Raw genomic sequence first — 12,233 nt, forward strand, 5'->3', positions numbered from 1 at the left:
GCCGATCTGATGCTCGCCGCGATCATCCCTGAAAACACAGGCAAAGCCTGCTCTCAGCCGCCGGTCTCGTTCTGCAGAAACGTCGTCAGGTGAACACCCCATTCTGATGGTATGATGGATTATTTAAGACCACACCGTGTGGTGCCACCCGACTATGTGGATAATGAGGTGGATTGATCTTAAATTTCGTACGCATCCGACGCCAAGCAACAAGTGAGAAGCCTTGAGAGAAGGTAACCAAATTTGAAGTCGTTAGCGCCGTTGTCGGCCTCTCCCTTTTATTTTCGCTCCCAAGCACAGCCAACCCCCAGCGCCTGGAATCCGGTGTTTCAGGCGACCAATGTGAGGCTGAACGTATGCTGTTAGAAACCTGGAGGGAAAAAGGGGTGGATTACATCGTCGGCTACAAAGGTTCCGACGGCTTCATGTTCGTTCACACCGATGCCTGGCGTCGTATAACGGGCCACCTACAGTCCCGTCTGGCACTGGCTGCCTATGCCCTGTCGGTTCGAAATTCGAGAGTGGACGCTTGAACGTCCTCGGGCGAGTTGGGCCAGACTTCGGGGCAGTGGTCGATGGGCAATGGCAGAAACGCAAGGAGACACATTGAGCGCTGACGGCGCAGGCTAGGCCATAGGGTGTCCAAATGCCGTTCAAATACGCAGACCGGACTGGCCTCAAAAAGAAGCCCGCCGAAGCGGGCCGAATCGAGGGACTGTCTGGAGTAGTCTGGAACGCAGGGGAGTGCGGTGAAGTGCTGATGGATGGAAGGGCCGCTGCGTCTGTTATTCGAACTGCGATTGAAGGCGAACGTTCCGTCTCCTAAGCCGATATCCTCGTCGGCCGCCCGATTTTGGGAGTTCCACCGTCACCGTAGGGGGCTATACCTATGAGGGTGTTTCCTCGAGGAAGACGGAATGGAACTGGTTGTATATGGGTATCAGATCGTACCGGGCAGTGACGGGTCATTGGGCTTTGAGGCTTCCCTTGAGGACTGCCAGCGAGAAACCCTATCCGAGCGTGAAGAGCTTCGGCGGAATGACCCGGATATCGAGCCGCTGGGGCAATGGCGATCTACCGACCTACGTCGGTTTGGCCTGATATGGGCTGCTTGCCGTACTGAATGAAAAGACCTCGCTGCTCGACGCCATTGTTGTCGGTCGCAAGCGTGTAGGTGTTGTGGCCGACTGAACGCTAATCGGACAATAGGCAGCCGCAATCGGTGCAGCTATGTCTCGAAGAGCTGATAGTTCGCCCAGACAGTTCGAGATATTTCATCTTCGGTCGCCCATTCGGCGTCGGAGTCGTTGAGCAGAGTTAGGAACCCACTGTTGCTCTCGATGTCGCCCGGCGACCGATAACCTTGCTCGCACTCCTCGCAGTGTCCGTAGACATCTCCGGTGTCGCTCTCTCGAAAGAGAAAGAGCCGGCCGTTGTGACAACTCGGGCAATTGCCTGCGTGAAATTGCGTCATGGTGTCTCGGAGGGTTTCTGGGGCGTCGCAATGCCCGCGTTGCATCAGCGAACAGAACAGCACTCGAAGCCTTCCACCCACGCTAGAAAAGGCTCTGGGTCAGAAACTGCGCGGTAGGGACAGGAACTAGCATCTCCTCGGTGCCTCGCCACTTGGGTACCTGCTCGAACGCGAGGAAGAGCACTTCCTCGATATTCAGTGGCGAGCCGCCGTACTCCCGGTCGACGTATGCGGTGAAAACTTCTTTGCAGCGAACATCCAATTTGGGCCTACCAATCTGACGACGAATAAGTCATTCGATCTAAACATGCCATTGTCCCCAATAGACCTGTACAGCATATGAACGACGGGCTGAGAGGGACCAAGCCCTGAAGGGCTTCGGCGACAGCCGCGTTGGAACAAAACAAACAACCGCGCGCTTATCCTCAACAAGGGGATCAATGATGGGCACGTATGTTTTAGTTTTCTTGGCATTCCTTGCATTCTTCGCCTTGGTGGCTGTCGTAGTCTATTTCACGTGCCCGCCTCTTCCCGACGATTGAACCGCTGCCCACTCGCCAGTCTGCTACGACTTCTTGACTCCCTGCAACTTCGTGTCAGTTTCCCGGCATGAGCAGACGCCACCGCTTCGACCTCCGCAAAGACGGCGAACATACCTGGGAAATATTCGACACTACCAACAGCCGTACTGTGGTTCTCCGAGGCGAGCCCTTTTGCGGCCTACCGCACGACAGTGCCGATACTTTAGCCGACTATATGAACTCGGCGGGTATGGTGCCTGACAAGGACACGCTGCATTGAGTTCGACGAACGATTTCATCGCAGAGTTGGTCCGCGCGGCCAATGAGGTCGAGAAGCTGCACGGCGACGAAGCTCGCCGTCTACTCAATCGCGCGATAACGACGATTCGCGATATGCGGGAGACAATCGGCATACCGGGCGGCCATACCTCGGCCGACGCAGTGATCGATCTGCAGACGACAGCTGTGGCCCTGGGCTTGGGCAATCGATCGCCTGATCAGGTCAAGGCCGCCCTGCTTGATGCGGCCGGCATAATCCGGGACCTGCATATTGTGCTGGATACGGGAACGGAAATTCAGATCGGGAATCGGTTCTGATACACCTCCGCCTCGAAACTATTTTTTCTTAAACGAGGCTGCGAGTGAAATGAAGAAACCGACCAAGAAGCTCCCTGAGGACGCGACCATCCGATCCATCAACGGCCAACTGGGAAGGCCAGAGGAGTACGTGCGCCAGGTCTTAGAGAATATGCGCGGCTGCAGCGGCGAATGTCAGGTCCGAATAGGGATTGTCAGCAATTCTAACTATCCCGACTACGAGATTTCGATGCTTCACTATGAAGGCGACGACGTAGCTGGGATTCAATGTTTAGCTGTAGTCGGCGGTAAGGCCAACCGGGAGATACCCCCTGGCGATGATCTCCACAATCAAGCATGGTCATCGGCCGCCTCCAGTTTCGCAGACATTCAGCAACTGCTCGGGGAGTTGCGGGGTCTTAACAAACCCCAGAAGTGATTTGCACTTAGCTGAAGCTTACGCGCCCTTGGGCGAAATACGCGGCATGAACCTTGCCCGCTCCGCCTCACCCGCCGTCTCGTAGCACCGGAACGGCGCCATCAGATCCCGGTAAGGGCTTTGAACAGCCTCCTGGTGATCAGGTACAACGCCACGATGGCAAGCAGCGCCACCGTGCCGACGACGCCGACATCGATGAAGCTCTTGCTGGCGCTGATCACGGTTTCGTCTGGTAGCAATCGGGAGCCCTCTGAATTACATTGAGGCATCGAGGATGATTTGGGGTGAACGAATGCTGATCAAGCACGTTCAGGTGCTCGATCCGATCGAGCCAGACGACCTGTCCATGCTGCAGCGGGTATTTGACCAGGCCTGCAGCGTTCGCGGTTTTCAGAAGCAGACACCCGAAGCGGTCGAGGTCGCGATCCTCATTGTCTCCCTCTACCAGCACGGAGTCCTCAACGAGAGGCAATTGACCGTGATGGTAATGTGACCCGGCATTGCAGCGATTGCCGAGACACCGGTTGGGTATGCGAAGCACACCCGGAAAGGGTGTGGACGGGCACCCGCTCTTGCGGCTGTGGTGCCGCCGGCATGCCCTGCCCCCGTTGCTCCCCGGAACTCCCATGAGACAAGGCGCCGGACTACTCACGGATCTTCAGATCCGTAACACGCGTCACCGGAAAGAAGGTGAATTAGATGGAAGATCCGGTGGTGGTACGACCAACGCCCTTAAAACCAACGGATGCTTGGAACCGCCATCGCCGGGCGCTGGAACATCGTTGGAGGTCCGCTTGTTCTGATTCCGAGGCCGGCAGATCAAGTGCCCTTGACGAGTTGGCTTCTCGTTGATGGGGAAGGTCCGCTTCGGTGGGCCTTTCTTTTTTGTTTGCGGTGCGCGGGGAGAATGCGGCCCCTTCGACTGTACGCGCCCGTACGGAAACCATCGTCGCAGCCGTGTGTTCGGGAGCCTTGGCGCCGAACAAGGAGTGGCTGATGCAGACCTATTTTCTTCACCTCAACTTCCTGCGGGAATATGTAGTCGATACCGATGGAGTGGAGCTTCCCGATCTGGAGGCTGCCAAAATCGAAGCTCGCGAGACCATTCGAGAACTTGCGGCGGAGTACATCAAAATGGGAAAGCCGCTCACGCTGTGGAGCATTCGTATCTGCGATGCGGATGACCGACTTCTGGCGGAGGTCGCGTCGGCAGAGGCGCTTCACGAGGTGATTGCACCCGTTTTCAATGGACCGCGCGGCCCCGACAGTCACGTATAGACTAGACATTGGCGCGGCCCCTCATGAGGTTGCGCCGGGAACAGCATATTCCCCGCTGAGAGACATCAACGATGCTCTGCTGGGCGAATTGGCGCCGGAAGGAAGCGCCTGACCTAACACGGGGCGATCTGACTATCCGCCGGTAACCGAGCGGCGTTGTTGTGCTGCCGTCATTGTCGGTGCGTATTTTTTCCGATCCACACAAGTGATTATTTTCAAGAATTGCCTAAAGCTGAACCCTCCAAGCAGCAGACGGGGGCAGCTGGAGGGATGGGAACGTTCTGCTACCTGCAGGATTGAGTCTGAAGCGCAATCCATGGAGGGCCAAGACCATGCTCGTAAATCGCTGGGAAAAGCCGCTCATTTTAGAGCGTGACGGCCTACGGGTCACAATAACTAGTACCGAAGAAGGCGTGAACTGGCTTGCTCATGAGCCAGGCCAGGCGAATCAAGCCTGGCAGCACGCGTGGCAGACCTGTCGGGCGGTGCATGAGGGACGATTGCCCGCGGAAGAAGCCAGATCGGCAGTGTTACTGGCGGCGGCCAACCGCCGGCATTAGGGCGCGTGTCATCTGGACTTTCGCGGACATTTCTTTGAATTTGGCTTATCAGGGATTAGGAGTTCGCACCTGGTTCAATGGTTTTACGGATTACAGTGATCCCGCAGCACGTCGTGAACGAGTTGCGCCGAGATCGGCTTCGCAATGAAGCGAGCGTTGGTGGGCATGTCTGCAGTGCTAGGTCTTGCAGCCCCCGATGCAATGACTACGCAGATATGCGGCCATCTCACCGCCACCTTTCTGGCCAGGCCAAAGCCGTCGAGGCAGCCAGGCGTTTGGACATCGGTAAACAGCAATTCGAGGGAAGAGTGCTGTGCGAGAAACTCGAACGCCTGGTCGGCCGTCGTAACCTCGATTACGGCATAACCCTCATCAGTGATGATACCGGACGTGTCCATAAGGATCAGCGGTTCGTCATCAACGACCAGAGCGATGGGCTTCTTGAGTTTTGCGAATTCAGAGTTTTCCATCCTCGCCCAAGTCGTAAGGAGGTCGAACGTTCCATTGCTTTCCAGTCATCGGCGGTTGCTCGATGTGAAAGTGCGTCGATTTGGCGGACGGCACCGAAAGGACGACGTCTACAGCCGCACGACCGCACTTACTTCTATGTACTTGGCGATCGGAGCGAACTGTCGGCTCTAACGCAGCGGAACGAATCTCCCGGCGATCGGGTTACCGTAGCCCTGAAACGAGCGTCGGTCCCACCCTGACGGTGGAACACGCATTGGTCAGGACGGAGATGTAATATGGAGCTTCCCCATAACACGATTATAGCTGTTGCCGATGGCGAGAAACTTAGCCTGTTTCAGAACGAGGGCGATGCGGCGAATGTAAAGCTGAAGGCAATGCCTTCTGCAGAGATCAATAGCTCGAAAATCTCATCAGGTGGCCGCCATTCCAGCAGTTCGGCGAACCCGGACGACAGCCAGCAGAACGAAGACGGCTTCAGCAGCGGCGTAGCCGACTTGTTGAACAAGCAAGCGCTCGGAGGGAAGATCAGGAGCCTTGTTGTTGTGGCGGCACCGCGCACGTTGGGGGAAATGCGCAAGAGCTACCACAAGTCGCTGTCGGACATTCTGATCGGCGAGTTGGATAAAGATCTGACAGGCCATTCGCTGCAGGATATCGAAAAGGCGCTTGCGGCAGCTTAAACTCCACATCAGATGCGTATGGTGGTTTATCCGCACCGTTGCTCAACGGCCTCCACAAAATCTATGAGGAACTGACGATCGTTCGTCGAAAGCAGGATGGACGTCAGTGCGTTCGACAGGCCCCGCCCGACATGACGGGCCTTCTCCTATTACGAGCCAATTGGGCCGATGGCCCCATCAGTCGGGGGTATATAAGGCGTGAGGCAAGTCGTGGTGCTAGGACGCATGGAGAAGTTCGAGTGTGGGAATCCGCAAGATAATATTCTAGAAACCGACTTATTCTAGGAACAATTTCCTCTTTCGCTCATTGAGTTGCGCCGACCAGTGATTGGTCTTCGGCCCAGGAGATTCGGTCGTGAAGACGGCCGTCAAAGGAAGAAACATCATGAAAATCGCTACCCTCGCTATCGCCGCTGTAATGTCGGCCACATCGATCGGTACCACAGCTTTGGCACAGACAGCCGCGGCGTCATCGCCAATGGTGGCTAATGATATGGTCACGGTCGTTCTTGTCAGTGAAGCGAACAAGAGCTCGGACGCCACCACGCAGGTGCCTGACATGTATCGCAAACCAAGCAGCGACACCGTCTCGAAGGCTCAGTCGATGCTCAAGAAGGACGCCGCGCTGATGAAGAACCTTGAAGGCAAAAAGGTTCAGATGGAGAATGTCGTCGGCATCGAGACAGCCGCGAACGGCGGCAAAGTCGTCTACGTCAAGTAAACCCTTCGCTTCCAGAGATGGCCCCGTCGGGGCCATCTTCCTTTGCGCGATCTGACGATCAAGCATTTGGTTAGCGAGGTGACATCGCACAGACGGGCGGTGGCGGCTGGCCATTCGAGATATCCTCGAGCCACCTCTTCAGACAGCATCATGTGCAATGACGTTAACCGGCCTCACATTCGATCTGGTGCCTGTAGGACAGTGAGACCCGCGTGTCCGGAGTGGAGTGGGTGACCTATATGAGCATAGCCCGGCGGCGCCTGTGCCCCCGCCGACGTCGGCACCAGTGTAGGTGGTGCCTCAGGTTTTCAGATCAGCACTTATGACCCGTCGGGTTGCCGCTACGCACTTATTCCAGCCATCGTATGACCAGATCCTATTCGGCGTGGCTTCGGGCTTTCCACTCTCCAAGCGCGGTTCGCTGGTAGATAGATAAATCCGTCAGGCAGCTTCCGGCGAGTGGCGCTTCAACAGTTCATGGACGCTGCTGATAGGGAGAGGCTTTCCGAACAGGTAGCCTTGTATTTCGCTACAGCCCTGTTCTCTTACCCGGTTCAATTGATCGCTCGTCTCGACACCTTCGGCAGTGGTCGTGATCCCGAGACTTGCCCCCAGATCGACGACGGCCTTCACGATGGCAGCGCAATCCTTGGAGTTTCCAAGTTCGCGAATGAAGGATTGGTCGATCTTGATCTTGTCAAATGGAAAGAGCCGCAGATAGCTCAATGATGAGTATCCGGTACCGAAGTCGTCCATCGCAATCCGCACCCCGAGGCTCCTGATATGGTGCAGCGTTGCCAAGGCCGTGTCGTTGTCGGTCAGCAGAACCGATTCAGTGATCTCGAGTTCAAGCCGAGATGCTGGTAGCCCCGCATCGCCAAGCGCGGAGACGACGGTGTGGGCAAGCGTCTGGCTCTTGAACTGGAGCGGGGAAAGGTTGACGGCCACGCCGATATCGGCCGGCCAACTCGCGGCGTCTTTGCAGGCCTGACGCAAGACCCATTCCCCAATGGGCACGATCATCCCGGTTTCCTCCGCCAGCGGGATGAACTCAACCGGCGAAACCAGACCGCGTTCAGGGTGATGCCAACGCAGCAGGGCCTCGAACCCAACAACCTGTTCGGTTATCGTGTCCACCTGCGGCTGATAGTAGAGCTCGAATTGATTGCTTTCGAGGGCCTGCTGGAGCACAGTTTCAAGATCACGACGCGCTTGCCTGTCGGCATCCATCACGGTTTCGAAGAAGCAAAAGGTGCCGCGGCCCATCGCCTTTGCCTTATACAAAGCCGTGTCGGCATGCCGCAAAAGCGAGTCGCCCATGTCGCCGTCGTCCGGAGCCATCGAAATGCCGATGCTGACGCCAATGCGAACGGATTTTCCATCGATAATGAAAGCCTTGTCGACAACGTCAATAATCCGCTGAGCCAGGGATGAAGCCTGGTCTCTGCTTTGGACATCGGTCTGGAAGATAACGAATTCATCGCCGCCGAGGCGCGCGATGCTGTCGCCGTCACGTAAACAGTCCGTCAGCCTGTCTGCAACCGCTTTGAGCAGGAGATCGCCCACGGCATGCCCCAGGCTGTCATTTACCTCCTTGAATCGGTCCAGATCCAAACATAACAAGGAGCTTGTCTTCCCGCTGACTGCGAGCTCCCTGTCGATCTTCTCGCGTAACAGCGTTCGATTGGGCAATCCTGTCAGCGGGTCGTGGCCAGCCATATATTTGATTTGCTCGTCCGCGCGCACCGCGTCGGTGACATCTTCGTGCGCTGCGACATATCCACCGTTTTCCATGGGACTGTGTGAGATCTTTATGACCCTCCCGTCCATCAGCGATATGTTCTGACTTGCCACTGCCCGTTTCAGGGCGGCTTCGGCTACAACATCGAAATAGGTTTCACGATGGGCGGGCGCATTGCCCACAGTCACACGATGGTCGAGAATCTGCTGCAATGGTGTACCCGGTCGGGTCAGTTGCTCCGGCAAACTGTACAAGCGCGAGTACGCCGCGTTGCACAGCATCAGATTTTTGTCCGCGTCGAACATGCACAACCCGTGAGGCATGTTGGCCAAAGTCGTATCGAAAAGGTTGGTCTGTTCGGAAAGCTCTTTTTTTATCGCCGCGTGCGCTGATATATCCTTGCACTGGATCAACCAGTGGCCCTCGGACACGGGGGTGGAAGTCAAGGATAGGAGTCCGTTGCCGACTTCTATTTCCTGCTGCAGCGATTTCTGTTCGGTGACCAAGTGTGTCAACCAAAGCCTAGCTTGGGTATGGGCAGGCATCTGCTCAGCGATCGCCTTTGCATCCATTCCCATAGTCAGTTCCGGAATTTGCAGCAGTTGCGACAGGCGATTGTTTACCACCAGCACCCGCAGATCCGAATCCAGAAGCGCGATGCCTTGAGCGATGTTGGCGAAAATGACCTCGAAGGGGGTAAGCATGTTCCATCCTCTGCTCTCTGGAGCATACACATGTATGTGGTGTAGGGCGAGCCGAATGCAACGAGGCTCCATAGGGCCGTCATTCCTTCGGTCACGTACCTCGTGCGCATATTGCCCCAAGCGCGCATGATGACCTGTTATGACCGAAGGGAGCCGCGCGCTATTAGGATCATTCAGTTTCCTTGACCTCGACCGCAACATCCATTGTCATGAAGGCGTCCGTGCTGCCCACAAAGCTTCCTGAAACCGGTACGACGTGCGCGATATCGCGGCTTGCCGCGACAGGAATGAGGTTTGCACCGCCCAAGCTTCGGTTGGTTGGATCGAATGTTATCCAGCCTGCTCCTGGGACAAAGATTTCCGCCCACGCATGGGTCGAGCCGCTGTCCGTCGACCCGCCAAGCGTGCGGTCCGGGTTGAAGATGTAGCCGGAAACAATCCGGGCACCGAAGCCTAAGCTACGTGCCGCCTCGGCGAACAGAACGGCGAGGTCCCGGCAAGAGCCCCATCCGCGTTCGAGGGTGGCCAGTGGCGCCTGCGTGCCTTCTTCTTCCCGACTCTGATAGGAGATGGACGAAGCGATGCCAAGGCTGATGTCTTTCAGGAGGGACAGTGTATCCGTCGGGTCTGCAGCGACGAAGCCCCGCACCCAGGCTCGGAGCTTATTATCGACATCGTTATATTGCTGCGCTGCTAGCGCCCCGAGATCCGTCCATTCGCCGTCAGCGTAGTGGAATGGATAGTTGATCGCGGAAGCGGCGATGTCGAACACCGGCCACGCCACTGCGGTCAGGTCAACGGTTGCCAAGCTATCGACTAGGAGGCTATCGGTAGGGGATTGGAACGTCGCCAAAGCAATCGCGTTCCCGAAGACATCGTTGGACCAACGGAGCTGCGCCTCGGGAGAAATCGATATGGTATGGTTTAACAGCCTCACCTCACGCCCCTCCCGCGGCCTGAGCATAAGGCGGTGAGGCGACAGCGACACCTTCTCTCGATAGCCATAGGTCGTGCGGTGATGAATGGTTAGGACTGGCATCAAATAACTCTCCTACGGCCACATCAGGGAGGATATCCCTCGAAACCGCCCCGTGCGCTCCACACGGAGTATTCACCTTGTAATTGTAGAACTTAGGGCCATATTTGTACAGGTAGCAGGTTCAGAACGCCTTGACGTTACTATAGAAAAGGGCGCCGATCTCAAGCGATCGCCGTCCACAGCCGCGAGGATGGCACATGAGCCTAACATTCCCCAATACAAGCCGAAGTTTTGACGAAATTCGCAACGTTGTCCGCTTTACCGGCTACGACGGCATGTTCGAGGTCAAATTTTTCGTGGACGCAACCGCTCTGGTGAAAACAGCGGCAAGCAAGGTATCGGAAGCGGATTGCCTCCGCGCCTTTGACGCTGCACGCGCCCGGATTCAGGTGGCTGCGACGAGGCTCTACAGCCCCAAGCGCGGAACGATCTACACACTCTCGGCCGCGGATTTGGTCTAGCAAGGCTGCTTCCTGAAGTTATCGGTGGACGTTCGACAAGAAAGATCACTTCATGAACCCTCTCAGCTTTCCGGCTGGAGCAGGGCCATCCGCCAGATATTTCGAGCCGAAGGAGACGTAGGGTCGCTCAATGTAAGGGTGGAGGCCGGAATAGGGCCATGGGGCGATGGTAACCTAAATGGGGGTGTTGAGGCGTTGACTATCGCTGAAGCGGACATTCAGGGTACAAACCTGGACATTCTGGGACCTTGGTTCTCGTTCCGCCCACCCAACGGCCGAACTATGGATAACGTCCGGCTGTGAGCTAGTCTGGCAGCGTGCAAACCTGGGCTGCGTCCCACAGGCTTCAATCCCCTCCGTTGCAAAACATCATCTTCCCTTCCGTTAATGTAGATCAAATTGTGCCGAAGCAGTCTATGCTACTTCCGATAGAGGATCGGAGTGCAAGATGGAACGTCTAGTATTTGAGCGAAACATCGGCGGAAAGAGGTATCGAATCTGCGTTCGATCAAGACCGTTCGGTGCCGCGGTGGTTACCTACCAAGTGTCACGCGCGCTCATCCGCACTCTCAAATCTGCGAGTAGACGGTGCAAGGTCTTTCGCCTATCGATTGCTCATGAAGTCGTCGATCGATCATATACCGCTCCGCAAACAACGCGAACTCGGCAGGGTTCTGGAAATCTTGCATGAGGAATTCGAGGACGCGCTGAAAGAGGGGACGGCCGGCTTCAAGAAGCGCGGCCGGATCCTGAAGATCATCCTGTTCGGCTCCTACGCCAAGGGTGGATGGGTCGACGAGCCGTTCACTACGAAAGGCTATCGCTCCGACTTCGATTTGCTCGTCATCGTCAACGACCGCAGGCTCTGCGAATTCGCCAAGTACTGGTACAAGGCCGCCGACCGGCTGATCCGCGACAAGTCGATCGAGACCCCGGTAAGCTTCATCGTTCATACCAGGCGCGAGGTGAACACCTACCTGAAGGAGGGGCAGTACTTCTTTGCCGACATCCGCAAGGACGGCATCGTCCTTTATGAACTGGATGATGAGCCGCTTGCGGAGCCGCAGGAGCTCTCGCCGGCGGATCGACTGAAGATTGCTCGAGAGCATTTTGAACAGAGGTTCACGGCAGCAAAACGTTTCCTAGAAATGGCTTATTTGGCGATGGAGCGCACGTATTTCGAACATGCCGCCTTCGAGTTACACCAGTCGCTCGAGCAGACCTATTCTTGTGTCCTCCTTACCCTCACGAATTACGGCCCACCTTCGCACAACATCAAGTTCCTGCGCTCGCTTGCCGAGGAGCAGGACCGGCGTCTGGCCGCGGCGTTCCCTCGCGATCAGCATCGGGAGCGCGCCTGGTTCAACACATTGAACGAAGCCTATGTGAAGGCGCGGTACTCGAAACATTACGAAATCAGCGTGGAGGCGCTGATCTGGCTCGGAGAGCGGACCGCGCTGCTTCTCGATCTGGTCCACGACGTATGCACGGAGCACCTCAAAATGCTTGAGCGGAATTGTGGCTAGCGAATTATCAGTCGGAGAATGGAGGTCCAAAACCGACCGCCT

At 56.4% G+C, this 12,233-nt stretch carries 13 protein-coding genes; 9 read left to right on the forward strand and 4 right to left on the reverse strand.

Annotated features, from left to right (window positions below; translation table 11 throughout):
* The first annotated feature begins 2,271 nt into the window (after positions 1-2,271).
* Both RG540_RS27530 and RG540_RS27535 read left to right on the forward strand, forming a co-directional pair.
* Positions 2,272-2,592 (forward strand): hypothetical protein, encoded by a 321-nt coding sequence (locus tag RG540_RS27530; RefSeq protein WP_041365253.1) that lies wholly within the window; start codon positions 2,272-2,274, stop codon positions 2,590-2,592.
* Between the two features lie 49 nt (positions 2,593-2,641).
* Positions 2,642-3,010, forward strand: a complete 369-nt coding sequence (locus RG540_RS27535) for a hypothetical protein (protein ID WP_041365255.1) — start codon at positions 2,642-2,644, stop codon at positions 3,008-3,010.
* Positions 3,011-3,111: 101 nt separating this feature from the next.
* Here RG540_RS27535 and RG540_RS32775 read toward each other — a convergent pair whose 3' ends face one another.
* Complete coding sequence (locus tag RG540_RS32775) at positions 3,112-3,249, reverse strand: hypothetical protein (RefSeq protein WP_162182828.1); 138 nt, start codon at positions 3,247-3,249, stop codon at positions 3,112-3,114.
* A gap of 53 nt (positions 3,250-3,302) precedes the next feature.
* Between RG540_RS32775 and RG540_RS27540 the strand changes: the two genes are divergently transcribed.
* The 3 genes from RG540_RS27540 to RG540_RS31955 all read left to right on the forward strand — a co-directional run bounded on the left by RG540_RS27540 (position 3,303) and on the right by RG540_RS31955 (position 4,848).
* Positions 3,303-3,503: a hypothetical protein gene (locus RG540_RS27540; RefSeq protein WP_041365256.1), complete on the forward strand. Its 201-nt coding sequence runs from the start codon at positions 3,303-3,305 to the stop codon at positions 3,501-3,503.
* Positions 3,504-4,006: 503 nt separating this feature from the next.
* Positions 4,007-4,288: a DUF6894 family protein gene (locus tag RG540_RS27545; protein WP_155414835.1), complete on the forward strand. Its 282-nt coding sequence runs from the start codon at positions 4,007-4,009 to the stop codon at positions 4,286-4,288.
* 332 nt (positions 4,289-4,620) lie between these two features.
* The gene (locus RG540_RS31955; RefSeq protein WP_041365260.1) at positions 4,621-4,848 is read left to right on the forward strand and encodes a DUF982 domain-containing protein; all 228 of its coding nucleotides are present in this window, start codon (positions 4,621-4,623) and stop codon (positions 4,846-4,848) included.
* An 83-nt stretch (positions 4,849-4,931) separates the two neighbouring features.
* Here the strand turns inward: RG540_RS31955 and RG540_RS27555 are convergent, their stop codons facing one another.
* Entirely contained in the window at positions 4,932-5,318 is a 387-nt protein-coding gene (locus tag RG540_RS27555; protein WP_041365262.1) for a response regulator, read from the reverse strand.
* Positions 5,319-5,594: 276 nt separating this feature from the next.
* Between RG540_RS27555 and RG540_RS27560 the strand changes: the two genes are divergently transcribed.
* Together RG540_RS27560 and RG540_RS32605 are read left to right on the forward strand one after the other, a co-directional pair.
* Positions 5,595-5,999: a host attachment family protein gene (locus RG540_RS27560; RefSeq protein ID WP_041365264.1), complete on the forward strand. Its 405-nt coding sequence runs from the start codon at positions 5,595-5,597 to the stop codon at positions 5,997-5,999.
* 355 nt (positions 6,000-6,354) lie between these two features.
* Positions 6,355-6,720, forward strand: a complete 366-nt coding sequence (locus tag RG540_RS32605; protein WP_155414836.1) for a hypothetical protein — start codon at positions 6,355-6,357, stop codon at positions 6,718-6,720.
* Positions 6,721-7,161: 441 nt separating this feature from the next.
* Here the strand turns inward: RG540_RS32605 and RG540_RS27570 are convergent, their stop codons facing one another.
* Positions 7,162-9,165 carry a putative bifunctional diguanylate cyclase/phosphodiesterase gene (locus RG540_RS27570; RefSeq protein ID WP_046601888.1) on the reverse strand — a complete coding sequence of 668 codons (2,004 nt, stop codon included), beginning with the start codon at positions 9,163-9,165 and terminating at the stop codon, positions 7,162-7,164.
* Between the two features lie 169 nt (positions 9,166-9,334).
* Complete coding sequence (locus tag RG540_RS27575) at positions 9,335-10,204, reverse strand: transglutaminase family protein (RefSeq protein ID WP_041365266.1); 870 nt, start codon at positions 10,202-10,204, stop codon at positions 9,335-9,337.
* A gap of 197 nt (positions 10,205-10,401) precedes the next feature.
* Between RG540_RS27575 and RG540_RS27580 the strand changes: the two genes are divergently transcribed.
* Positions 10,402-10,665, forward strand: coding sequence for a DUF1488 family protein (locus tag RG540_RS27580; protein ID WP_041365267.1), 264 nt, complete (start codon positions 10,402-10,404; stop codon positions 10,663-10,665).
* 617 nt (positions 10,666-11,282) lie between these two features.
* On the forward strand, positions 11,283-12,191 hold the full coding sequence (locus RG540_RS27585) for a nucleotidyltransferase and HEPN domain-containing protein (RefSeq protein ID WP_041365269.1): 909 nt from the start codon (positions 11,283-11,285) through the stop codon (positions 12,189-12,191).
* The last annotated feature ends 42 nt before the right edge of the window (positions 12,192-12,233 follow it).

Origin of the sequence: Neorhizobium galegae bv. orientalis str. HAMBI 540 (assembly GCF_000731315.1) — a bacterium.
Lineage (GTDB): Bacteria > Pseudomonadota > Alphaproteobacteria > Rhizobiales > Rhizobiaceae > Neorhizobium > Neorhizobium galegae.